Origin of the sequence: uncultured Winogradskyella sp. (genome assembly GCF_947495255.1) — a bacterium.
In the GTDB taxonomy this organism is placed as follows: Bacteria; Bacteroidota; Bacteroidia; order Flavobacteriales; family Flavobacteriaceae; genus Winogradskyella.
The window spans coordinates 264,505-285,168 of the sequence record NZ_CANLYI010000007.1; the positions used below are offsets into that span (position 1 = coordinate 264,505).

At 32.5% G+C, this 20,664-nt stretch carries 23 protein-coding genes and 1 tRNA gene; 16 read left to right on the forward strand and 8 right to left on the reverse strand.

The window, feature by feature from the left end:
• The 4 genes from Q0807_RS13205 to Q0807_RS13220 form a co-directional block, all read right to left on the reverse strand.
• A complete protein-coding gene (locus Q0807_RS13205) occupies nt 1-1,860 on the reverse strand; it encodes an ATP-binding protein (RefSeq protein WP_299110512.1) in 1,860 nt (619 codons plus the stop codon).
• Between the two features lie 239 nt (nt 1,861-2,099).
• Nucleotides 2,100-2,261 carry a DUF1328 family protein gene (locus Q0807_RS13210; RefSeq protein WP_299110514.1) on the reverse strand — a complete coding sequence of 54 codons (162 nt, stop codon included), beginning with the start codon at nt 2,259-2,261 and terminating at the stop codon, nt 2,100-2,102.
• Nucleotides 2,262-2,453: 192 nt separating this feature from the next.
• Nucleotides 2,454-2,903 (reverse strand): PA2169 family four-helix-bundle protein, encoded by a 450-nt coding sequence (locus tag Q0807_RS13215; protein ID WP_299110516.1) that lies wholly within the window; start codon nt 2,901-2,903, stop codon nt 2,454-2,456.
• A gap of 185 nt (nt 2,904-3,088) precedes the next feature.
• Nucleotides 3,089-3,523 carry a hemerythrin domain-containing protein gene (locus Q0807_RS13220; protein WP_299110517.1) on the reverse strand — a complete coding sequence of 145 codons (435 nt, stop codon included), beginning with the start codon at nt 3,521-3,523 and terminating at the stop codon, nt 3,089-3,091.
• A gap of 277 nt (nt 3,524-3,800) precedes the next feature.
• Between Q0807_RS13220 and Q0807_RS13225 the strand changes: the two genes are divergently transcribed.
• Nucleotides 3,801-4,832, forward strand: coding sequence for an AraC family transcriptional regulator (locus Q0807_RS13225; protein WP_299110518.1), 1,032 nt, complete (start codon nt 3,801-3,803; stop codon nt 4,830-4,832).
• Nucleotides 4,833-4,836: 4 nt separating this feature from the next.
• Here Q0807_RS13225 and Q0807_RS13230 read toward each other — a convergent pair whose 3' ends face one another.
• The 3 genes from Q0807_RS13230 to Q0807_RS13240 are packed head-to-tail and all read right to left on the reverse strand — an operon-like array spanning nt 4,837 to nt 5,725.
• Complete coding sequence (locus Q0807_RS13230; RefSeq protein ID WP_299110519.1) at nt 4,837-5,040, reverse strand: DUF6327 family protein; 204 nt, start codon at nt 5,038-5,040, stop codon at nt 4,837-4,839.
• A gap of 1 nt (nt 5,041) precedes the next feature.
• Nucleotides 5,042-5,389 (reverse strand): hypothetical protein, encoded by a 348-nt coding sequence (locus Q0807_RS13235; protein ID WP_299110520.1) that lies wholly within the window; start codon nt 5,387-5,389, stop codon nt 5,042-5,044.
• Between the two features lie 3 nt (nt 5,390-5,392).
• Nucleotides 5,393-5,725, reverse strand: a complete 333-nt coding sequence (locus Q0807_RS13240) for a YtxH domain-containing protein (protein WP_299110521.1) — start codon at nt 5,723-5,725, stop codon at nt 5,393-5,395.
• A 197-nt stretch (nt 5,726-5,922) separates the two neighbouring features.
• On the opposite strand from Q0807_RS13240, the gene Q0807_RS13245 reads away from it, so the two are divergent.
• Entirely contained in the window at nt 5,923-7,287 is a 1,365-nt protein-coding gene (locus tag Q0807_RS13245; RefSeq protein WP_299110522.1) for an NAD-dependent succinate-semialdehyde dehydrogenase, read from the forward strand.
• Nucleotides 7,288-7,503: 216 nt separating this feature from the next.
• On the opposite strand, the gene Q0807_RS13250 is transcribed toward Q0807_RS13245, so the two are convergent.
• Nucleotides 7,504-7,578, reverse strand: a tRNA-Pro gene (locus tag Q0807_RS13250).
• 104 nt (nt 7,579-7,682) lie between these two features.
• Between Q0807_RS13250 and Q0807_RS13255 the strand changes: the two genes are divergently transcribed.
• The 14 genes from Q0807_RS13255 to Q0807_RS13320 all read left to right on the forward strand — a co-directional run bounded on the left by Q0807_RS13255 (nt 7,683) and on the right by Q0807_RS13320 (nt 20,661).
• Nucleotides 7,683-8,783 (forward strand): PQQ-dependent sugar dehydrogenase, encoded by a 1,101-nt coding sequence (locus tag Q0807_RS13255; RefSeq protein ID WP_299110523.1) that lies wholly within the window; start codon nt 7,683-7,685, stop codon nt 8,781-8,783.
• On the forward strand, nt 8,780-9,208 hold the full coding sequence (locus Q0807_RS13260) for a cytochrome c (RefSeq protein WP_299110524.1): 429 nt from the start codon (nt 8,780-8,782) through the stop codon (nt 9,206-9,208). The genes Q0807_RS13255 and Q0807_RS13260 overlap by 4 nt, the downstream gene beginning before the upstream one ends.
• A gap of 58 nt (nt 9,209-9,266) precedes the next feature.
• Nucleotides 9,267-9,872 (forward strand): uridine kinase, encoded by a 606-nt coding sequence (gene udk, locus Q0807_RS13265; RefSeq protein ID WP_299110525.1) that lies wholly within the window; start codon nt 9,267-9,269, stop codon nt 9,870-9,872.
• Nucleotides 9,872-10,198 (forward strand): septum formation initiator family protein, encoded by a 327-nt coding sequence (locus tag Q0807_RS13270; RefSeq protein WP_299110526.1) that lies wholly within the window; start codon nt 9,872-9,874, stop codon nt 10,196-10,198. The genes udk and Q0807_RS13270 overlap by 1 nt, the downstream gene beginning before the upstream one ends.
• Nucleotides 10,191-11,570 carry a methylmalonyl-CoA mutase subunit beta gene (locus Q0807_RS13275; RefSeq protein WP_299110528.1) on the forward strand — a complete coding sequence of 460 codons (1,380 nt, stop codon included), beginning with the start codon at nt 10,191-10,193 and terminating at the stop codon, nt 11,568-11,570. Before Q0807_RS13270 ends, Q0807_RS13275 begins: the two co-directional genes overlap by 8 nt.
• A 3-nt stretch (nt 11,571-11,573) precedes the next feature.
• A complete protein-coding gene (locus tag Q0807_RS13280; protein ID WP_299110529.1) occupies nt 11,574-12,218 on the forward strand; it encodes a hypothetical protein in 645 nt (214 codons plus the stop codon).
• Nucleotides 12,215-14,341 carry a methylmalonyl-CoA mutase gene (gene scpA, locus Q0807_RS13285; protein ID WP_299110530.1) on the forward strand — a complete coding sequence of 709 codons (2,127 nt, stop codon included), beginning with the start codon at nt 12,215-12,217 and terminating at the stop codon, nt 14,339-14,341. The genes Q0807_RS13280 and scpA overlap by 4 nt, the downstream gene beginning before the upstream one ends.
• Entirely contained in the window at nt 14,334-15,305 is a 972-nt protein-coding gene (locus Q0807_RS13290) for an alpha/beta hydrolase (RefSeq protein WP_299110531.1), read from the forward strand. The genes scpA and Q0807_RS13290 overlap by 8 nt, the downstream gene beginning before the upstream one ends.
• A 78-nt stretch (nt 15,306-15,383) precedes the next feature.
• Nucleotides 15,384-16,151, forward strand: coding sequence for a ParA family protein (locus tag Q0807_RS13295; RefSeq protein WP_299110532.1), 768 nt, complete (start codon nt 15,384-15,386; stop codon nt 16,149-16,151).
• Entirely contained in the window at nt 16,151-17,056 is a 906-nt protein-coding gene (locus Q0807_RS13300; RefSeq protein ID WP_299110533.1) for a ParB/RepB/Spo0J family partition protein, read from the forward strand. Before Q0807_RS13295 ends, Q0807_RS13300 begins: the two co-directional genes overlap by 1 nt.
• Complete coding sequence (locus Q0807_RS13305; RefSeq protein ID WP_299110534.1) at nt 17,043-17,648, forward strand: DUF5683 domain-containing protein; 606 nt, start codon at nt 17,043-17,045, stop codon at nt 17,646-17,648. Before Q0807_RS13300 ends, Q0807_RS13305 begins: the two co-directional genes overlap by 14 nt.
• 1 nt (nt 17,649) lies before the next feature.
• Nucleotides 17,650-18,351 carry a 4-hydroxy-tetrahydrodipicolinate reductase gene (dapB, locus tag Q0807_RS13310; protein WP_299110536.1) on the forward strand — a complete coding sequence of 234 codons (702 nt, stop codon included), beginning with the start codon at nt 17,650-17,652 and terminating at the stop codon, nt 18,349-18,351.
• 61 nt (nt 18,352-18,412) lie between these two features.
• Nucleotides 18,413-20,017: a signal peptidase I gene (lepB, locus tag Q0807_RS13315; protein WP_299110537.1), complete on the forward strand. Its 1,605-nt coding sequence runs from the start codon at nt 18,413-18,415 to the stop codon at nt 20,015-20,017.
• Between the two features lie 23 nt (nt 20,018-20,040).
• Nucleotides 20,041-20,661 carry a WbqC family protein gene (locus Q0807_RS13320; protein ID WP_299110538.1) on the forward strand — a complete coding sequence of 207 codons (621 nt, stop codon included), beginning with the start codon at nt 20,041-20,043 and terminating at the stop codon, nt 20,659-20,661.
• The last annotated feature ends 3 nt before the right edge of the window (nt 20,662-20,664 follow it).

Here is a 20,664-nt window from a genome sequence, read left to right on the forward strand (position 1 = left end):
TTATGTTTTTGGCAAGCTGATACTTATTACAGTTCCTCTATTTTCGGCTGTATTTATGGAAATTGTTCCGTTAAAGTCCGAAACTCTCTTTTCAATATTATTCAACCCAATACCTTTACTCTCGTCATTTAAGTTAAAACCTTTACCATCATCTTCATAAATAAGTTCAATGCTTTTTTCGTCGTTAGGTGATGTTAACTGAATACTTACTTCTTCAGCTCTTGCATGTTTTAGAGCATTGGTTACTAGTTCTTTTATGATATTAAACAGTGCTACTTGCATCGGAAGATCAACAGCGTTTATAGCATCTTTAGGATAAGCATCAAAACGCAAATCCTCTGTTGCGCCTTCCTTTATATTTTGAATATAATTGTTTACCAGATCGGTAAAAGCAGATGCTTCAAATTCTTTAGGAATTAAACTATGTGAAATCTCTCTAACCTGGTCGTAAGTAGCATCGAGCTGATTTAAAATTTGTCTAAATTCTGGTTGATGGTCACCTAGACTATTCATCTTTAATTTAATACCTGCTAAATTTCCACCAATACTATCATGTAATTCTCTAGCAATACGGTCGCGCTCTTTAGATTGCACAGCAATAGCATTTTTAGCTAAATCTAATTCTTGAGATTGCAATAAGGTCTTAACTTCTTGCTGGTTAATAGCTTCTTGTTGTTTATTAACTAAACTTTGCGTTTGTAGTTTTTGATAATACACAATTAATAAAAGAATAATTGGAATGAGTATTACCAAAAAACCAATTAAAAAAGCATGTTTAATTGTTTTCTGACGTTCAATTTCAGCTTCTTTTATTATTTGGTCTTCTTGTAGTTGATTAATTTCTTTCTCCTTTTTTAAAGTTTCGTATTTAAGCTCTATATCTTTAACCAATCGTTGATTCTGATTATCTGCAATTTCACGATTTACCCTTTGGTATTGGGTCATTAAGCTATAAGCATTTTGGTAATCTTCCTTAGCATTATAAAGTTTTACTAAAGCACTAATCACCTTTTGTTGCAGCTCTAAACGATTCCATTGAATGGTATTTACATAAGCTGTACTTAATGCTATTTCAGAAATGTCAAAATTTCCCAACATCGCATAACCATAACCTACATCTAACGTTGCTTCTATAAATAAATCGTAAAACCCACTGTTAAGCGCTTCAACTTTTATGGCTTCAGAACTATCAATTAAGGTTTCAAAATTGCCTTGCCTCAAATCTATTTCAGATAAATTGAGCTGTAATTCTAACCTCAGCTTTTGATAATCTTTTATAAAATCTTCAGACAAAGCACTATTAATCATAGTTTTTGCTAAACCATAATCCTTTTCTAAAATTAAAAAATGACTTTTAACTATGCTGTTTTTTAAATAAAAATGAGAGTTAGCTTTATCTTGAGGTAATCCTTCAAGAAGTTCTTTACATTTCTTAAATTCTCCTTTAAACAAATAGGTTTCTGCTAACTGTAATTTTAAGTAATTATGAATATAATCTTCTGAAATTGAAGTTTCAACACCTTGAATACAAGATTTAACGGCTTCATCTAACAATCCCATTTTATGAGCAGCAACACCTTCATAATACAAAGCTCTAAACCTAATATTTTTAATATTTTGAAATGTTGAATCTTTATAAAACGCTTCGCTTTTAATTAATTTACCATAATGCATCAAAGAATCTGCATGACCAGAATTTAAATAAATCTGAGCTATAGTGTCTAAATACTTAAATCTTATTTGTTGTGTTTCGGCTGTGTTTAACATTACAAAGAAATCATTACTTACAACCTTTGGCATATGACCAAATGCTTTAAAATTATATTGTTGTTCTTGAGTAAACCCTAGAAAACATATCATACTTAATAAAAGAAAAATTGTTTTTCTAATTTGCATTGCCTTTTTAAAATTCTAGACACAAAAGTAACATATTGGTTTTCTATTTTCTAAAACTAGATTACAATACTGTTTTGTGCGATTTGGTATTACAATAATACAAATAACGAAAACCCTCAATATCACGGTTTTCCGTGAAAACAAAAAAAGCCTTGAGAATTTATATATTCTCAAGGCTAATAATTTTATTTATAGTTTAATATCTATTTCTTAATGAGACTCTTTAATAATGATAGTACAAATAGTACTAAAAAGATAAAAAAGATAATTTTTGCGATTCCTGCTGCAGCACCTGCTATTCCTCCGAACCCAAGTACAGCTGCTATGATTGCTATTATAATGAATGTGATTGTCCAACGTAACATATTTTTATGGTTTTAGTGTTAATTTCTAGAAATTAGCTCGTCTAATTTCTTGATATAAAGATATATATAATAACCGTTCTGCTTTAGCCCAATCGAAAGGATTACTAACTCATATCAAATAAGTTATTACAAAAAAAAGTACCATATTTACATATGACACCTTTTTCAACCTAACCTAACTATTACCTACTATTAATGTAAATCTTCCAAAGAATTAATTTTAGCCAATCCATTATTAATTGTGGATTTTTGCGATTGCAATATTGATTTTGTACTCATAGGAAGACTCTGTTCTGTTAACACTTCTTCATATTCTTCAATAGCTGCTTTTTCTCCTCTAATGGCTTCATTTAACATAGATTCTTCTTCATCTGAGGATAGTAAACTTTTAATATCCATCCATGCTCTGTGTGCTGTACCTGTTAAACTTCCGCCTTTTTCGACATCTTGATTAAAACTTCTAATTTCTTGTTTTAACTCATGTCCAAAATTGTAACGCTCTTGCGCTTTATTTTTAAAATAAGATTTTAACGGTTCATGATTTATGTTTTCAGCAGCCTTTTTAAACCCCTTTTCAGCGTCGTATGTTTTTTCTAATAAATTGTTTAGTTTTTTCCCAACTTCTTCTGTGTATGTACTCATATTTTTAATTTTAAATTTATGGTACTTTATTTTTGAGATGTGTACCAATTGACATCTGTATTTAATATTTCTTTTTCTTAACTACAACAAAGTTAATAGTACCTACAAGTACTTCTTAATGCAATAGATTACAGTTTTAACTCAAATAGAATTGTTTGCGCTTTTATCACTAATTAATGGAGCGCTTACCTATTTTCATTCATATAAGCATTATATTTTACTCCTAATTCGTCCTTTTGTTTTTCAGTTAATACTTTACCTGACAATTGAAAAAACGTATGTTCTTCATCTTCTAAATGATGTTCAACTTTATGCTTTAGGTCTTTCGCTATTTTTAACCACGCAGAGGAATCCATTTCTGTTTTTTCCAATTGCTCTATGAGTTCGTCAATTTCATGGTGTTCAGCAATTCCATGTCTTGCATGTTCTTGCATCATATCAATCGGAATTAAAGGTTTGTAAAAATGTCTTTCTTCAGCATTGGCGTGCAAATCCAACTCTTTTTTTAAGTTTGAAAATATCTGATGTCTTTTATCAGTATCTCCAGATGTTTTTACCAGTTTTTCTAAAAGTTCTCTCTGAATATCATGGTCATTTCTGATGGCTTCGTATATTTTCATGTCTTGTTATTTTTATGGTTATTCAAATATAATTCCATGATGTTCAATCGTTTTGCTCAATAGATTTAAAAATTAACTGTAAAGCTTAAAAAAATAAAAAATCATATTGAATTTAATTTATCTTTACTTCGAAACTAATTATTCTATGAAATAGGCTAATACACCTAAGAAGATTTAGATTTATTTGAACATACAATAAGAACGAAAGTTCTAATGCCAAAAGCAAACAGATTACTTTTAACGTATTGATTTAACTCTATTGTTAAACGAATAAATTATGACTGAAATAGAAATAAGTGCAGAGAACACTAAGGATATTATTGAGCAACTTCAAAATAATATTGGTGGCGAAATTTTAGAACGTTGGGGAGAATCTACCTTAGTTGTTGATAACAATAAGGCCAAAGGAACTGTTAAAGTGATTCCTTTTGATTGGGGCGTAAATCTAATGATTTATGATATAGAGTTTCACAATGAAGTAGTGATGAGAATTGAAGCCACCGAGTTTAATCCTATACGTTTTATATACAATCTTCAGGGTGAGTTTTTTCATCGATTTGGTATACAAAGTAAAGAAGTATTAATTGAACAATTTCAAACGCTCATTTTTACCAATAAAACTGACGGAATCAATTGTTTACATTTTAAAGAAGGTGTGAAAATTGAAACTAACATTATTCAGATTGTTAGAAAAGATTTTTTAAAGAAACGAACCACTAAAGTTTCTACTTTAAATAAAAAACTTCAAGAAGTATTTGTAGATACTGACCATGATAATCGTTTTTCTCATCATGGAACCTTAAACCTAAAAATGGCTGACCATGTAAAAAAATTACACAACATCAAAACAAAAGGTATGTTGCGTATTTTAAAAATGGAAGCCAAAGTTTATGAAATTCTATCTTTACATATTCAACAATACAATATACAATCTCAAGGTGTTGAATTACCAACCTCTTTGGTAAAAAGCGAATTAAAACGCATTAGAAAAATTGGTCAGCAGATATTAAAAAATCCTGCTAAACAATATAATTTAGAGGATTTATCTGTAGAATCTGGTTTGTCGCAAGCAAAACTTCAGGATGGTTTTAAGTTTTTATATACTAGAACCGTCACTGAATTTATTAGACATGTAAGACTAGAATTGGCTAGAGATTTGTTAAAAACAAGTGATTTAAACATTTCTCAGGTGGTATACACAATTGGCTTTACGAGCAGAAGTTACTTTTCTAAGATATTTAAAGAAAAATTCAACGTTTCTCCAAACGAATTTAAAGCTCAAATTCCAAACAAAGTAACCGTAAGTTAGCATTTTATTTAAAAAACCACTTTTTAATTAATGCAATAAAACGGTATTTACCAGTTAGTTTTAAGGCCGTACTTACCCAATTTAAGGGGTGTAAATCTTCTTTATACTCGTTTTTAATTAACTTGAGCTCTTCCCAAGCGATGTCGCGCTCTAATTGATAGCGCTTTAAGTCGTTATTTATATCTTCAAATGTTGTATATGTCTTCATTTTAATTGAAAAAAATTTGTCCAACCTTCTTTATTATTATTGTATTGAATTTGGCTCTTAGTTTATAAATTATAATTGAAATCATAATATATATGAGACCAACTATTAAAAATCCCAGCGCGTAACTGTTCAAAGTTTTACCTAAAATCATAGCTCCTGAAACAGATAAAAACACCAATCCTGCAAACAAAAGACTACCAACAGCTAAAACTTTGGCCATTAAACTTAATGACAACGTTAACTGTTGAAAAATCTTCAATTTAAAATGTTGGTGAGACGCTCTTATGTAGCGCTCACCAATATTGGAAGCTTTTTCTGTAGTGTAATTAATGTCTTCAAATACACTCATAGATTAGGCTTTTTTCTGTAAGTTCTTATTCTTCGCTTTTAAATCTTTCAACTTAGCCTCTAGTGTTGTAATCACATCTTCGGTCTTGTAACTAGCATTAGACACTATAGATTCTACTTGATGGTCTAAATTTTCTTTTTGCGAAGAAATAGTATCCCCTAAAGAGTCTCTCAATTCTGTTGCTTTCTCTGCTACTAAATCTCTTCTTGCAGCAGCTTCATCTGCAATCTTTTGTCTCGTTACACTTCCTTTATCTGGTGCAAATAGAATTCCTAAAACTGCTCCTACTGCTGTTCCTGCTAATATTCCTAAAACTGTATTTCCGTTATTACTCATGTTATTATGTATTTAAATTAATTATAGTATTCAGCGCTTTGCTGTGATACAAAGATATAAGCAAGACCAATCATAGCTTAACTCTTTAGATAGCGATATTAGCTGTAATGCTATTTACTGTTAGCGTTAAACATTTTAGTAATTGCATTAAAGCATGAGAATTAATACAACTAAATTTGTAGAAGAACCAAAATATTATGAAAACAGAAATAAAAACATACAATCCTTTTAATGGCAATCAACTCGAAACTTATAAGTTAGATTCTAAGGATGATTTAAAAGACAAACTAGACCTAGCAAATAAAACTTTTGGTGAATGGAAAAATCTAAAAATTTCTAAACGGGTTAAATTATTACAAAATTTAGCTAATGAGATTGATACGAACAAAGCTGAATTAAGTGAACTTATTACCAGGGAAATGGGAAAACCAATTCTAGAAAGTAAAGCTGAAATTGAAAAATGCACCTTACTTATTGATTTTTACATTGTAAATGCTGACCAATTTCTACAAGACGATATTATTGAAACTGAAGCACACGAAAGTTTCATCAGTTATGACCCATTAGGCTGTATTTTAGCCGTTATGCCTTGGAATTATCCGTTTTGGCAAGTTTTTAGATTTGCAATACCAACATTAACAGCTGGAAACGTAGCATTGTTAAAACATGCCTCTAACGTAACAGGTTGTGCAATTGCTATTGAAAAACTTTTCATTGATGCAGGATTTCCTAAAGGTTGTTTTCAAACTCTCATTACAGACCATAATGGTATTGAAGAAATTATGGAAGACGAAATCGTTAAGGCCGTCTCCTTAACAGGAAGCGAAAAAGCTGGACGAAAAATTGCAGAAATCGCAGGTAAAAACCTGAAGCCATCCCTTTTAGAGTTAGGTGGAAACAATGCATGTATAATTTTAAAAGATGCTGACTTAGATAAATATATGGACACTATATTTAAGGCAAGAATGCAAAATTCTGGTCAAAGTTGCATTGCTGCCAAACGTTTTATTGTTGTTGAAGAGATATATGATGAGTTCATAAAAAAATTCAAATCAAAAGTCGAAGGTTTAAAATATGGCAACCCAATTGAAGAAGACACAACAATTTCTTGTTTAGCTAGAGAAGATTTAGCCGACATTTTAGAAGAACAAGTAAAAAAATCAATTGACTTAGGTGCAGAAGTTTTATATGGAAATCAGCGTAATGGTTCAAATTATCAACCTACCATACTAACTAATGTCTCGTCTGAAATGCCTGTTTTCAAAGAAGAAACATTTGGACCATTAGCAGCTATTATTAAAGTAAGTTCTGAAAACGAAGCTTACGAGACAGCTTCTAATTCAAAATTCGGATTAGGAACTATGGTATTTACCTCAGACTATGAATCGGCAACAAAACTTATTTCAGAAATTGAAGATGGTGCCTTTTTTATAAATGAAATGGTGAAATCTGACCCAAGACTACCGTTTGGTGGTACCAAAATCTCAGGTTTTGGTCGAGAATTATCTAAAGAAGGCATGCTAGCCTTTGTCAATAAGAAAACAATATATATTAACAAATAAAATCTTAAATCATGAAATTTATAAAAGAAGAAGACGAGGAAAGAAGAGATTATATCTTTCAAAAAAATGACAAAACACTATTTGGAACTCGAATAATAATCCTTGTACTTGTTATCTTAACAGGTGCAGTTATAGCTTCAGGAATTCACTTTGAGTGGTTCTAATCACATATAAAATCAAAAAAGCTCAGCAATGCTGAGCTTTTTTGTTAAAAAGTCGGGGTGGCAGGATTCGAACCTGCGGCCTCCACGTCCCAAACGTGGCGCGATAACCGGGCTACGCTACACCCCGAATTTTGGTTTCCCGTTTTCGGACTGCAAATATATAGATTTTCTTTATAATCCAACAACATTTTTTTAACTTTAAAATCTAATTCTTTTTTATCCGTCACTACTATGAATTTAAGAAACATTTTTATCGTTATAATTCTGACCTCTACTTTTGCTTGTGCTCAAGACAAGAACCCTATAAACACAAAAAATAGTCATGAAGTAATCGTACCAAACCTTGTTAATCCTTGGAGTTTTACATTTCTTCCTAATAAATCTATACTTATAACGGAAAAATCAGGAGAATTAATTCACTTCGAAGACGGTAAGAAAACAAACATCACAGGATTACCAAAAATATACCTTCGCGGTCAAGGTGGCTTATTAGATATTATTTTACATCCCAACTATGAGGAAAATAAATGGATTTATTTTTCATATGCCTCTTCCGACAATAATAGTTCAGGCGGAAACACAACTATAGCAAGAGCTAAACTTAAAGAGAGCAGTTTAATAGACTTAGAGGTTTTATATAAAGCAACTCCAGACACTTCAAAAGGTCAGCATTTTGGATCAAGATTAGTCTTTGACGATAGTAATTGTTTGTTTTTTACCATAGGAGATCGCGGAAACAGAGATGAAAATCCGCAAGATATTACTAGAGACTGCGGAAAAATTTATAGAATAAATGATGACGGCTCAATCCCTGAAGATAATCCGTTTGTAAATGAAGCTAATGCAAAAACTGCAATATATTCATATGGACATCGAAACCCACAAGGTCTGACTCGACACCCTAAAACAAGCGCCATTTGGTCACATGAGCATGGACCAAAAGGAGGTGATGAAATAAATATTATTGAAGCAGGAAAAAACTATGGTTGGCCAATTATTAGCTACGGAGTAAATTACAGCGGCACTAAATTCACAGATATAACAGAAAAAGAAGGCTTAGAACAACCAATTCATTATTGGGATCCATCCATTGCTCCATGTGGAATGGCTTTTATTAATAGTGACAAATATGGTGATTGGAAAAGCAACCTACTTATTGGTTCTTTAAAATTTCAATATTTAAACATGTGTACTTTAAAAGATAACAAAGTTATAAAAGAAGAAAGATTACTAGACGGTCTTGGCAGAATTAGAAGCGTAAACCAAGGACCAGATGGTTATATTTACGTTGGCGTTGAAAATTTAGGAATTGTAAAATTAATCAGAGAATGAAAAGCATTGTCATTTTATTAATTGGAGTAATAACATTTACATCTTGCAATTTGAATAGCAAAAAACCGAATCTAATTGCACAAAATCAAACCCAATCTACACTTGAAGAAAGCATAAAACGAGGTCACTTAATTTACAACGATATGTGTATTACTTGCCATCTACCAAATGGAAAAGGTATTCCTGAAGTATTTCCTCCTTTAGCCGATTCAGATTATTTAAGAGACAACCAAACAGAGAGCATCAAAGCTGTAAAAAACGGATTATCTGGTAAAATAATTGTAAATGATACTACATATAGTAGCACAATGGCTCCTTTAGGACTTTCAGACCAAGAAGTTGCGGATGTCATCAACTATATAAACAATAGTTGGGGAAATAAAATTGATAACTTTGTTACAACTGAGAAAGTTTCAGAGTTATAGCCATTCATTATACTTAAATAATTAAATTTGTAGCACTCAAACTAATCAAGATAAAAATATGCTTATTATAGGAATTGCAGGTGGTACTGGCTGCGGAAAAACAACAGTAGTCAACACTATTTTAAAAGAGTTACCTGAAGGTGAAGTTGGTGTAATTTCTCAAGACTCCTACTATAAAGATACTACGCATTTAAGTTTTGAAGAACGCGTAAAAATTAATTTTGACCATCCTAGATCTATTGATTTCGAATTATTAGAACAACACCTCAAAGAATTAAAAGAAGGAAAGTCTGTTAACCAACCTGTTTACTCTTTTGTTAAACATAACAGAACTGGCGATGTTATTGTAACTAAGCCAAGAAAAGTAATGATTGTTGAAGGAATTTTAATACTTTCTCATTCTGAAATTCGTGATTTATTTGACATTAAAATATTTGTTCATGCAGATTCAGACGAACGTTTAATTCGTCGTTTAAAACGAGATATTACGGAACGAGGAAGAGATATAGATGAAGTTTTAATGCGTTATCAAAACACTTTAAAACCAATGCATCAACAGTTCATTGAACCAATGAAAGAATATGCAGATATTATAATCCCTAATAACAAATACAACACGGTAGCCGTAGATATCGTTAAAACTATAATTAACGAAAGACTCTAATGGGAATATTCAATTCTAAATATCTAAAACCAATTAAGAACATATATGTTATTGTTCTGGTTGTTTTTGTGGTTTGGATGTTATTTTTTGATGCACACTCTTGGTTATTCCATCATGAATTAAACCAAGACATCGATGAGCTTGAATACCAAAAAGAACACTATAGAAATGAAATGGCTAAAGACGACAAAGCCATTAAAGAATTGAGCACAGAAGAAGGCATTGAGCGCACAGCACGCGAAAATTACTACATGAAAAAGCCAAACGAAGACATTTACATAATTGAGTACGAAGATAGTTTAGTGAAAAAAAAACAAGATGAGTAAATCATTATTTAAAGATTTTGAACCCGTTTCCTCAAAAGCATGGAAACAAAAAACACAAATGGACTTAAAAGGTGCAGATTATAACAATACTTTAATCTGGAAAACTAACGAGGACATCAATGTAAAACCATTTTATCATGCTGATGAGTTTGAAACTTTACCTGAAGTTTCAAATAGCAAAGCAACCGAATGGGACATCTGTCAATCTATTTCAGTGACTAATGCGAAAGAAGCAAATCTCAAGGCTCAAGATACCCTTGAAAGAGGAGCAGAACATATTTTATTCAACATAGCGTCTGAAGCAGTTTCTGTAGACGATTTATTTCAAAATATAGATTTATCTAAAACCAGTATTACTATTAGATGCCATTTTATTTCTGAAATTTTTGTTGAAAAACTGTGCACGGTAACGCAAAGCTCATCCCAAAAATCTAAAGTTGCAATACATACAGACATCATTGGCAACCTAGCAAGAACAGGCAACTGGTTTAGCAATTTAAATGATGATTACAAAAAGTTTGACGCTATCCTTAATGCAACGCATCAAATAAGTGTAGATTTAAGCTTATATCAAAATGCAGGTGCAACTATTGTACAACAATTGGCTTATGGCCTAGCGCACGTTAACGAATACCTTAACCATCTAGAAAGCAACAAAAACACCTCACTAAACAAACTAGAAGTAACATTCAACATCGCAGTTGGTTCTAACTACTTTTTCGAAATTGCAAAAACAAGAGCTTTACGTCAATTATGGTCAACGTTAGCTTCAGAATATAACACTAACACAAGTTGTAAAATTATTGCCACACCAAGCAAACGCAATAAAACTATTTACGATTATAATGTAAATATGTTACGAACTACCACAGAATGTATGAGTGCTATTTTGGGTGGAGCAAACGTAATTTGTAATTTACCTTACGATTCACTGTTTCATAAACCAAACGAATTTGGTGATCGTATTGCTAGAAATCAACTCTTAGTTTTAAAAAATGAAAGCTACTTTGACAAAGTAAATAATCCTGCAGATGGTGCTTATTATATTGAAAGTTTAACCGAACAATTAGCAGAAAAAGCATTACAACTTTTTAAAAATATTGAAGCCAACGGAGGCTTTTTAAGTCAACTAAAAGAAGGTACAATTCAAAGAAAAATTAAAGAAAGTGCAACTAAAGAACAAGCCGAATTCGATGCTGAAGATATAGTGCTCTTAGGAACAAATAAACATCCAAATCTTGCGGACAAAATGAAAAACGACCTAGAAATTAGTCCATTTTTAAAAATAGAGAATCGCAAAACTCTAATTGAACCAATAATCGAGAAGAGAATATCTGAAAAACTGGAAATCAAAAGATTAAATAACGAATAACATATGGTATTGAGAAAAACTATATTCCTGATTTTTGGTGTATTTATTTTGTTTTTAACATCATGTTTTGAAGTCGCAAAAGAAATACAAGATTGGACGCAAGTTAACACATCAGACCAGCTTTTAGGCAAACAACATTTTCTAGATAACGATGGTATAAAGGTATTTCTACCTGAGAGTTTCAAGCCCTATAATGCTGTAGAATATACCGCATTAATCGATTCTCTCGTCGTCAATAATGAAGACCTAGAAATTGAACGCGCAAGACTTAGGAATATCCGCGAAATGGAGGGTAATTATTACATCTTTTTTGATAGCACAGCAAATTCCTCTTACACCATTAATACAATTCCTTACACACCAATTACAAGGCAAGATGCTAAATATTTGTTAGGCATAATTAGACAAAACCAAGAAGAAATGTCTAGTGTCACAGATTTAGATTACACTAAAATCACTGCCAAACACAACAATAATGGTGGCACTCAAATATTCAAAGCCATTTTTAAAATTGAAGATAGAAAGATTCACCACCAAGCCTACCAACACGTTTACTTTGTGTCTTCAAATAAAAAAACAGCATTAATCAATCTTACAACACCTTTTGATGTAAATTTTGACCCGTTTTTAGAAAAAATGATATTATGAGCAGAAAAAAACTTCAACATATAGCATTAAAGCAAGAAGCCTTAAACCTAGAGTCAGATAAACAAAAAGCGTTCTTAACTGCAGAAAATATCAATGTAAAACCAACGTATTCTAAAGAGGACATTAAAAGTTTAGAACATTTAAATTTTGTCGCTGGTATTGCTCCGAACTTACGAGGACCTTACTCAACAATGTACGTTCGTAGACCTTGGACTATTAGACAATACGCTGGTTTTTCAACTGCCGAAGAGAGTAATGCATTTTATAGACGAAATTTAGCCGCAGGACAAAAAGGATTATCCGTTGCTTTCGATTTAGCTACACATAGAGGTTACGATTCTGACCACGAACGTGTTGTTGGTGATGTTGGTAAAGCAGGTGTTGCTATTGATTCTGTTGAAGACATGAAAACACTCTTCGACCAAATTCCACTAGATAAAATGTCGGTTTCCATGACTATGAATGGTGCGGTTTTACCAATTATGGCATTTTACATTGTTGCTGCCGAAGAACAAGGTGTAAAACCAGAGCAACTTGCAGGAACCATTCAAAATGACATTCTTAAGGAATTTATGGTGAGAAACACCTACATTTATCCACCAACACCTTCCATGAAAATTATCTCTGATATTTTTGAATACACGAGCAAAAACATGCCTAAATTCAACAGTATCAGCATCTCTGGGTACCACATGCAAGAGGCTGGTGCTACTTGCGACATTGAACTAGCTTATACCCTAGCTGACGGTTTAGAATACATAAGAAAAGGATTAGATGCTGGCATGGATATTGACACCTTTGCGCCTCGCCTTTCTTTCTTTTGGGCCATTGGCATGAATCATTTTATGGAAATCGCTAAAATGCGCGCAGCACGTATGCTCTGGGCAAAATTAGTAAAACAATTCAACCCTAAAAACCAAAAATCTTTAGCACTTAGAACACATTGTCAAACGTCAGGATGGAGTTTAACAGAGCAAGACCCTTTTAATAATGTGGCTAGAACTTGTATCGAAGCCTCTGCTGCTGCTTTTGGTGGTACACAAAGTTTACATACTAATGCGTTAGATGAAGCTATTGCGTTACCTACTGATTTCTCTGCACGTATTGCAAGAAACACACAGATTTATTTACAAGAAGAAACTAAAATCACAAAAACAGTTGACCCTTGGGCAGGCAGTTATTATGTTGAAAAACTAACTAATGACATCGTAAACCAAGCCTGGAAACTAATTGAAGAAGTTGAAGAATTAGGTGGAATGACAAAAGCAATTGAGGCCGGAATTCCGAAATTAAGAATAGAAGAAGCTGCTGCTCGCAAACAAGCCAGAATCGATTCTAGCCAAGATATTATTGTTGGTGTAAACAAGTATAGATTAGAACAAGAAGATCCAATTTCTACACTCGAAGTAGATAATCAAACCGTACGACAGCAACAAATTGAACGCTTAGAAAGCATTAAAGCAACCAGAGATAATGACGCTGTAGCCAATGCATTAGCTAAATTAACAGCTTCAGCTAAAACAAGTGAAGATAATTTATTAGCTTTAGCCGTAGATGCTGCTAAAAAACGAGCAACCTTAGGTGAAATTAGCGATGCTTTAGAAGCTGAGTTTGGAAGACATAAAGCACAAATAAAATCATTTTCTGGCGTGTATAGTAAAGAAATAAAAGACGACAAAAGCTTTCAAAAAGCAAGAGAATTAGCAGACCAATTTGCACAGAAAGAAGGTCGACGCCCTAGGATTATGATTGCTAAAATGGGACAAGACGGACACGATAGAGGCGCAAAAGTTGTTGCTACAGGTTATGCAGATGTTGGTTTTGATGTAGATATTGGACCGCTCTTTCAAACACCAAAAGAAGCCGCAAAACAAGCCGTAGAAAACGACGTACACATTCTAGGTGTATCTTCCTTAGCTGCAGGACACAAAACCCTTGTTCCTCAAGTTATAGAAGAACTTAAAAATTACGAAAGAGATGATATCATGGTAATTGTTGGTGGTGTGATTCCTAAGCAAGATTACCAATATTTATTCGATGCTGGAGCTGTTGCTGTTTTTGGACCAGGCACAAAAATTAGCGAAGCTGCTATTCAGATTTTGGAGATTTTAATTGATGAGTAAAGCACTTAAAAAACGCAAATTCAAAATCATAAAAAGAATCGCACTAATTGCACTGATTCTAGGATTACTATTTACTCACTTTTTTATTCCAAGATTAATTACAGAAATTAGAAATCCTTTGGTAAGCTTAATAAAACGCAATAAAGTTAAAGATTTTGATATCGCAGCTAAATCTATCGAAAACATCAATAGAAAAGAACTTAGCATTACCTCTTTTGATGCTATTAAATTATCTGCACGCTTAACGTTTTCAAGTTTAGACTCCACTAAGGGTACCATTATACTATTGCATGGTATTCGTTCAAATAAGAACGCTTTTTTTGATTTAAGCACCTTTTTAGCTAAAAACGGATTCAATTCAGTTGCATTAGACTCAAGAGCACATGGTAACAGTGGAGGTCAGTTCTGCTCTTTTGGTGTTAATGAAAAGAAGGATATTAAAAGCGTTATTGATTATTTAATCAATGAGGAAAACATAAACAACATAGGTATTTGGGGACAATCCCTTGGTGGAGCCATTGGTTTACAAGCTATGGGATTTGATAAACGTATAAAATTTGGAATTATTGAAAGTACGTTTTCAGATTTTAGAACTATTGTTGACGATTATTTTAAGCTTCATGTTGGCTTTAGCTTTAAACCTTTTTCAAATTACTTAGTAAATAGAGCTGGTGACATTGCAGATTTTGATGTTAACGATGCTAAGCCTCTCACCTACTGCGAAACCATTACACAACCTATATTAGTTGTACACGGCAACAAAGATGACCGAATTAATATTGCTTACGGAAAAGCTAATTTTTCAAGAATAAAAAGTAAACATAAAGAATTTTTAGAGATTGATAACGCTAACCATCTCAATGTTTGGGCAATAGGCGGCACACCCTATTTTGACAAAGTATTAGTCTTTTTAAACGAACAACAAACAATTCGGGTTAAATCAAATAACATTCAAATTCTTTAATTTAATGTTAACAACTTCAATTTTCTAAAGTCGTAAATAATCGTAATTTTATCACTTTATATCTAAGTATATCATTTAATGGGTAAGATCATTGCAATAGCAAACCAAAAAGGAGGTGTTGGTAAGACAACAACCTCAGTAAATCTAGCAGCTTCACTAGGAGCTTTAGAAAAAAAAGTATTACTTATTGATGCGGATCCGCAAGCCAATGCAAGTTCTGGGTTAGGCATTGATGTGGACTCGGTTGCGATAGGTTCCTACCAATTAATAGAACATTCTGCAGAAGCAAAAGAAGCCATTGTAGCCTCTAATGCGCCTAATGTAGATGTTATACCTGCGCATATTGATCTTGTTGCTATTGAAATTGAATTAGTAGATAAGGAAGAGCGTGAGTATATGCTAAAAAAAGCAATAGATCATTTAAAGGCAGATTACGATTATATTTTAATAGACTGCGCACCTTCGTTAGGCCTATTAACTCTAAACGCACTAACAGCAGCAGATTCCGTAATTATTCCTATTCAATGTGAGTATTTTGCACTTGAAGGTTTAGGAAAACTGTTAAATACTATTAAAAGTGTACAAAAAATACATAACCAAGCGTTAGATATTGAAGGCATGCTTTTAACGATGTTCGATTCACGTTTACGACTCTCTAATCAAGTTGTAGAAGAAGTACAAAAACACTTTAGTGATATGGTTTTTGATACTATTATTCAACGTAACGTGCGTTTAGGTGAAGCACCAAGTTATGGTGAAAGTATTATTAACTATGACGTGAGCAGTAAAGGTGCTGTTAATTATTTGAGCTTAGCAAAAGAGCTGATTAAGAAAAATGAATTATAATGGCGAAAGCAACTAAAAAACAAGCATTAGGTAGAGGTCTTTCTGCTTTATTGAAAGATCCAGAAAACGATATTAACTCAGCAGAAGATAAAAATGCAGATAAAGTAGTTGGTAACATCGTTGAACTTGATATTAATAGCATTGAGGTTAATCCTTTTCAGCCAAGAACTAATTTTAATGAAGAGTCGTTAAGAGAATTAGCATCTTCTATTCGTGAGTTAGGTGTTATTCAGCCTATTACAGTTAGAAAATTAGCCTTTAACAATTATCAACTAGTTTCAGGAGAGCGTCGTTTTAGAGCTTCAAAATTGATTGGCTTAGAAGCCATACCTGCATATATCAGAATCGCTAATGACCAAGAGTCGTTAGAAATGGCTTTGGTAGAAAATATTCAACGTCAAGATTTAGATGCTATAGAAATAGCGTTGTCGTATCAGCGTTTAATTGACGAAATTAATCTTACTCAAGAAGAAATGAGTGAGCGTGTTGGTAAAAAACGTTCTACAATTGCCAATTATTTACGCTTATTAAAATTAGACCCAATTATTCAAACCGGAATAAGAGATGGTTTTATTAGCATGGGTCATGGAAGAGCAATGGTAAATATTGAAGACCAAGTTGACCAGCTTGAAGTCTATGAAAAAATCATTAGTAACAAGCTTTCAGTTAGAGCTACTGAGCAATTGGTTAAGAATTTAAATACTGAAACACCTGTTAAATCAGAAAATACTTCAATTGAAATCCCTAAGCACATTAAAAAAGGGGTTAGAGAATTTTCAGATTACTTTGGTCATAAAATAGACGTAAAAGTAGCTAAAAACGGAAGTGGAAAAATTACTATTCCTTTTCATTCTGAAGAAGATTTCAATCGCATTAAAAAATTAGTTCAGCGTGAAAACAAATAAGAATTTCTTCGCAGTTTTATTGTGTATAATTTCTGTTATGTTTTCATATTCTCAAATAGAAACAGACAGTACAAGTATTGCTATTAATGATAAAGTAATTATAGCTACAGATTCATTAGTAAAAACTGAAATTGACCCATTAAGACCTGCAAAAGCAGCATTTTTATCTGCTGTACTTCCTGGTTTAGGTCAGGCTTACAACAAAAGGTATTGGAAAATACCAATTGTTTGGGGAGCGATTACTGGAGGTATTTTGGTTTATGATTTTAATACAAGACAATTAAATCGTTACAGAGATGCTTACAAAAGACGTTTGGCTGGTTTTAAGGACGATGAATTTTATGGAGATGGTAGTACTCCTAATATCTCAACAGACGCACTAGTGAGAGCGCAAACACAAGCCAGACGAAATAAAGACCTCTCTCTATTAGTAACCTTTGGTTTTTACGCCTTAAATATACTCGATGCCAATATTGATGCCCATTTACTTCAATTTAATGTTGATGAAAATCTTAGTTTAAGTCCGCATTACCAGTATAATGAATTAGAAAACTCATCTGATTTAGGCTTGACTCTTAATTTTAAATTTTAATATGAACATAGCATTACTCGGTTATGGTAGAATGGGTAAAAGCATTGAAACCATTGCCTTAAATCGCAACCATAGTATTTCTTTAATTGTATCAGATTCTAATTCGGGTTATGATTTTAAAAATACAGATGTCGCTATAGATTTTAGTATTCCTTCTGTTGCTGTTTTTAATATAAAGAAAGCATTAGATGCTGGAGTTCCTGTTATTTCTGGCACAACGGGTTGGTTAGAACATTATAATGACGTCATAGCTTATTGTAAAGAAAAGAACGGTACCTTCCTTTATGCCTCTAACTTTAGTTTAGGTGTGAATATATTTTTTGAAATCAACAAAAGACTAAGTGAATTAATGTCTGGCTTTTCGGAGTATAACATAGAAATGGAAGAGATTCATCACACCCAAAAACTAGATGCACCAAGCGGAACAGCAATTACTTTGGCAGAAGAGATTATTAAAAACTCTGATTACAACAATTGGACTTTAGAGCAACCTGAATCTAATGAAATTTTTATAGACGCTAAACGTATAGAACATGTTCCTGGCACCCATGAAGTTACTTATAATTCTGAAATAGATTCCATAAGTATTAAACATACAGCACATAGTAGACAAGGTTTTGCAATGGGAGCTGTAGTTGCTGCAGAATGGATTAAAGACAAAAAAGGTGTCTTTACTATGAAAGATGTGTTAAACATTGGTTAATTTGCCAAAGTTTTGAAACAAATTGAAATAATTTTCAACTTACTAGATTAAATATTGCATTATGAGCTGGACACAGTGGTTTATCTTTTTACTCGTTTTACAAATCATTCATGGTTTAGGCACATGGAAATTATACGTTAAAGCTGGCAGAAAAGCTTGGGAAGCTTTTGTGCCAATTTACAACGCTATAGTTTTAATGAAAATTATCTCGCGTTCTTGGTGGTGGGTAATTCTCATGTTTTTGCCTATTGTAAATTTAATTATGATTCCGGCTGTTTGGGTAGAAACTGCTAGAGCATACGGAAAAGACAGTAAAATTGATGCACTACTATGTATAGTGACTTTAGGCTTTTATTTATATTACCTTAATTATATAGCAGATGTTAATTTTGTTGAAAACAGAAAGTTAACACCAAAAACATCTACTGGTGAATGGATTAGTTCTATACTATTTGCAATTGTAGCCGCTACAATTGTGCATACTTACTTCTTTCAACCTTTTGTAATTCCATCATCTTCATTAGAAAAATCATTATTAGTCGGTGATTTTTTAATTGTGAGTAAATTACACTATGGCCCGAGAGTACCAATGACAACTGTTGCTGCACCAATGGTGCATGATACCATCCCTAAATTAAATACAAAATCGTATTTATTTGATGATAATTTTGAAGAGCGTAACACCTCTTGGAAAAATAAATTACAGTTACCTTATTTTAGATTATCAGGATTTGAAAATATAGAGCGTAATGATATTGTGGTTTTTAATCAGCCAGCTGATACATTATTAGACATGAATGATTTCAATCCTGATCGTAATTACTACAAACCCATTGACAAAAAAACCAACTTAGTAAAACGATGTGTTGGTGTAGCAGGTGATACTTTAGAAATTAGAAATGGTTATGTTTTTATTAATGGTAAGCAGAACAAATTGCCTCCTAGAGCACATATTCAGTTTTCTTATGACATAACATTCAAACGTCAATTACAACCTGCGAGAATCTATGATATATTAAAAAAATATGATATCACAGATGGTTTAGGTTACGGAACTGCTGAAGGCTCTTATAGAATTCCTGCAGCAACAGACGAAGCCATTTCAAAATTAAAATCACATCCTGAAGTTGCTTCAATCACACCAATAAAAATGGATAAGGGCGTCGATGGTGGAATTTTCCCTAGAGACCCAAATTACAAATGGAACGTGGACAACTTTGGTCCAATGTGGATACCAAAAGCTGGAGCAACAGTACAATTAAACACCGAAAACATTTCTATTTACAAACGTGCTATTTCTGAATACGAAGGTCATAAAGTGGTCACAAGAGGAAATCAGATTTTAATAGACGACCAGCCAGCTACATCTTATACTTTTAATCAAGATTACTATTGGATGATGGGTGACAATAGACATAACTCTATTGATAGTAGATATTGGGGATTTGTACCTTATAATCACGTATTTGGTAAGCCTGTATTTATTTGGATGAGTATTGATGGCATTAACGACGGTATTAAAAACTGGAGTTTCCGTTGGGATAGAATTTTCACTACGGTTAGCGGAAGCGGTGAACGCACGTCTTATTTTATTCCTTTTGTCCTTCTTGTTTTGGGTATTACATTTTTTAATAAATGGCGTAAGAAAAAGAAAGCTAAGTCGTAATTAGACTTTTATAATAAGTCGTTATGGAAGCCATAATTCATCCAACATATTTTCCAAATATTGCACATTTTTGGGCTATTGTTAATGCAGATTCAATTCATTTTGAAGTCTGTGATAATTACCAAAAACAATCCTTTAGAAATCGTACAGAAATCTATGGCGCAAACGGAAAATTAGCTTTAACAGTACCTGTTACTTACTCTCAAAAGAATAGGCAATTGAGCAAGGATGTAAAGATTGCTAATGAAGCTCAATGGCAAGTTCAGCATTTAAAATCTTTGCAGTCAGCTTATAGTATGTCACCTTTTTTCGAATTCTATATAGACGATTTAATGCCACTTTTTGAATTACAGTTTGATTTTATCTTAGATTTTAATTTGAAATGTTTTGAATTACTTTCAAATGCGCTTCAGCTCAATTCTAATCCTATTAACACTTCAATTTTCGAAAAAGCACCAATAGGAAAAATAGATTTCAGAAACTTAACAAAACGTAACTTTGAGGTTAATTCACTTCAATCTTATACTCAAGTATTTACAGAGAAACACGGATTTTTATCTAACCTTAGTGTTTTAGACTTATTATTTAACGAAGGTCCTAATGCTGAGTTGTATTTAAAACGACAAGAAATTTCTTTTATATAATAA

Coding starts and splice junctions, on each gene's coding strand:
- Q0807_RS13245 (WP_299110522.1), top strand. CDS start 5,923: ATGAAAACAGAAATAAAAACATACAATCCTTTTAATGGCAATCAACTC.
- scpA (WP_299110530.1), top strand. CDS start 12,215: ATGAGCAGAAAAAAACTTCAACATATAGCATTAAAGCAAGAAGCCTTA.
- Q0807_RS13220 (WP_299110517.1), bottom strand. CDS start 3,523: ATGAAAATATACGAAGCCATCAGAAATGACCATGATATTCAGAGAGAA.
- Q0807_RS13215 (WP_299110516.1), bottom strand. CDS start 2,903: ATGAGTACATACACAGAAGAAGTTGGGAAAAAACTAAACAATTTATTA.
- Q0807_RS13270 (WP_299110526.1), top strand. CDS start 9,872: ATGGGAATATTCAATTCTAAATATCTAAAACCAATTAAGAACATATAT.
- Q0807_RS13205 (WP_299110512.1), bottom strand. CDS start 1,860: ATGATATGTTTTCTAGGGTTTACTCAAGAACAACAATATAATTTTAAA.
- Q0807_RS13235 (WP_299110520.1), bottom strand. CDS start 5,389: ATGAGTGTATTTGAAGACATTAATTACACTACAGAAAAAGCTTCCAAT.
- Q0807_RS13290 (WP_299110531.1), top strand. CDS start 14,334: ATGAGTAAAGCACTTAAAAAACGCAAATTCAAAATCATAAAAAGAATC.
- Q0807_RS13225 (WP_299110518.1), top strand. CDS start 3,801: ATGACTGAAATAGAAATAAGTGCAGAGAACACTAAGGATATTATTGAG.
- Q0807_RS13280 (WP_299110529.1), top strand. CDS start 11,574: ATGGTATTGAGAAAAACTATATTCCTGATTTTTGGTGTATTTATTTTG.
- Q0807_RS13230 (WP_299110519.1), bottom strand. CDS start 5,040: ATGAAGACATATACAACATTTGAAGATATAAATAACGACTTAAAGCGC.
- Q0807_RS13275 (WP_299110528.1), top strand. CDS start 10,191: ATGAGTAAATCATTATTTAAAGATTTTGAACCCGTTTCCTCAAAAGCA.
- Q0807_RS13255 (WP_299110523.1), top strand. CDS start 7,683: ATGAATTTAAGAAACATTTTTATCGTTATAATTCTGACCTCTACTTTT.
- Q0807_RS13300 (WP_299110533.1), top strand. CDS start 16,151: ATGGCGAAAGCAACTAAAAAACAAGCATTAGGTAGAGGTCTTTCTGCT.
- lepB (WP_299110537.1), top strand. CDS start 18,413: ATGAGCTGGACACAGTGGTTTATCTTTTTACTCGTTTTACAAATCATT.
- dapB (WP_299110536.1), top strand. CDS start 17,650: ATGAACATAGCATTACTCGGTTATGGTAGAATGGGTAAAAGCATTGAA.
- Q0807_RS13240 (WP_299110521.1), bottom strand. CDS start 5,725: ATGAGTAATAACGGAAATACAGTTTTAGGAATATTAGCAGGAACAGCA.
- Q0807_RS13295 (WP_299110532.1), top strand. CDS start 15,384: ATGGGTAAGATCATTGCAATAGCAAACCAAAAAGGAGGTGTTGGTAAG.
- Q0807_RS13260 (WP_299110524.1), top strand. CDS start 8,780: ATGAAAAGCATTGTCATTTTATTAATTGGAGTAATAACATTTACATCT.
- Q0807_RS13320 (WP_299110538.1), top strand. CDS start 20,041: ATGGAAGCCATAATTCATCCAACATATTTTCCAAATATTGCACATTTT.
- udk (WP_299110525.1), top strand. CDS start 9,267: ATGCTTATTATAGGAATTGCAGGTGGTACTGGCTGCGGAAAAACAACA.
- Q0807_RS13210 (WP_299110514.1), bottom strand. CDS start 2,261: ATGTTACGTTGGACAATCACATTCATTATAATAGCAATCATAGCAGCT.